1 protein-coding gene is annotated in these 1,648 nt (G+C 60.9%); it reads left to right on the plus strand.

Annotation, left to right across the window (positions count from 1 at the left end):
* The first annotated feature begins 519 nt into the window (after positions 1–519).
* The gene (locus FJ091_22170; GenBank protein MBM4386055.1) at positions 520–1,326 is read left to right on the plus strand and encodes a hypothetical protein; all 807 of its coding nucleotides are present in this window, start codon (positions 520–522) and stop codon (positions 1,324–1,326) included.
* Positions 1,327–1,648 lie beyond the last annotated feature (322 nt).

A 1,648-nucleotide genomic window follows, 5' to 3' on the forward strand; every position in this document is an offset into this window, starting at 1 on the left:
TGGCCGCGCCGCCGTTGCCTGATTACCCTAGGTGGCAGTTTAAGCTGATCGGTCTCCATCTTTCCCCTTTCTACCACCGCCAGCTTAGAACATGGTGCTTCACGCGTCAAGTTCAGCGTCGCGTACCAAGGCTCAGCGCGGAGAGTGAGACACGAGTAATCGACCACACCCCCCGCTGGGCATCGGCGCCTCGCGCGCGCTGGCGTGACGCGAGCTTCTCTCGCGGGCGCGTGCGTGATGCGCTGGCGTGCGCGACACGGAACGTGCGCGACGCGTGGTTCGATGCGTAGCACGCGTGGCGCGGCGAGTAGCACGCGGCGAGCGGCCAGGGGCACACCATCCTAGAACCTACTTCCCATACCTAGTTCTACACGCAGGAACGCGCACAAGAGAGTCACAGCCGCGGCGCGATATCTGGCCCAGGTTCAAAACTTGACAGGCTGGCGCGAAAAATGGTGAGATGTTTTCACGTAGATACGTTGTCTACGTGATGGAAGTTAGTAGGAAGGGTATGGCGTGATGAGTGATGAGATGCGGTTCATTTGGACCTGCGGGCTTTGCGGCCGCGCGGACTTCACGTCTGAAGTAGGCGCGTTGACGCATAAGGTCTCAGTAAAGGGCAAAGGTGGCAAAGCGTGTCCCGAAGCGGGCCGTACGATTCACAAGGCTGTCAAGCCTGAAGCTACCGCGACAGCGGCCAAGAGCGTGGTCGTGGAAGCTGCGGCCAAGAGCGTGGTCGTGGAAGCGGCCGCAGCTAAGACCAAGAGCGTGGTCGTGGAAGTCCTACCCGCAGCGTCCGCGGGACAGGTAGTCGTGGAAGCTGCGGCCAAGACCAAAGCCAAGACCAAAGCCAAAGCCAAAGCTGTCAAGACTACGACCTGCGCACTCTGCGCGGAAGTAATACCGACTACAAAGCTGTCCAAACACGATTGCCAAGGCACAACGCGCGCCGCGCAGCTAGCAGCGGACAGCGTCGCGCAAGCTGTACCTGAGAAGCAGCTAACCGCGCATGCAGCCGCAGCTGCTAAGAACGATCGGCCGCACGGCCGTACAGCTATGCCAGATAGCTACGTCATGCTCACCCGGCTTGAATGGCACGCGTTCGCGTCTACCGTCGCGGACTTTACGGTCGATCGGTATGAGGAACGCGTCAAGGCTGCAGCCGAAGCGCTTATAGCTATCCGCGAAGCTGGCCTAAAGCCGGAGCTAAGCGTAGACACCGCGCGAGCTCTCAATAGCTCCGCGGATTCGCCGCTACCTGTGCATGAGACGGCCACAGCCGAAGCTGTGAAAGTCTCACAGGACGACGGCTACGGCCACATCTAGCTAGCACGCACAGCTAGATTGGAGCGGGCCCGGAGTAATCCGGGCCCGTTTCATTTGTGCGCAGTTTCCGATCGCCCAACCTAACCGCGCGGCCGCCGATGTGATGGCAGGAAACGGCCCGAGAATCAATTTTGCGGCCATCCTAGCGGCCCGCGAGTACCTAGACAGCGGCGCGCGATTATCCGTGCCTTAAATCGAAAATTAGCTTTGCCACAGCTACCCCTGCCACAGCTACCCCTGCCACAGCTACCCCTGCCGCGCAATCGACACCGCAATTCTCACGCGTTGACGCGTGACTCGCGCGCCGCGCGCCGCGCGCCTA

The sequence above is a fragment of the Deltaproteobacteria bacterium genome, assembly GCA_016875395.1.
Classification (GTDB): Bacteria; Myxococcota_A; UBA9160; order UBA9160; family UBA6930; genus VGRF01.

Excerpts from the sequence above, each read along its gene's own strand:
- FJ091_22170 (MBM4386055.1), top strand. The coding sequence starts at position 520 with ATGAGTGATGAGATGCGGTTCATTTGGACCTGCGGGCTTTGCGGCCGC.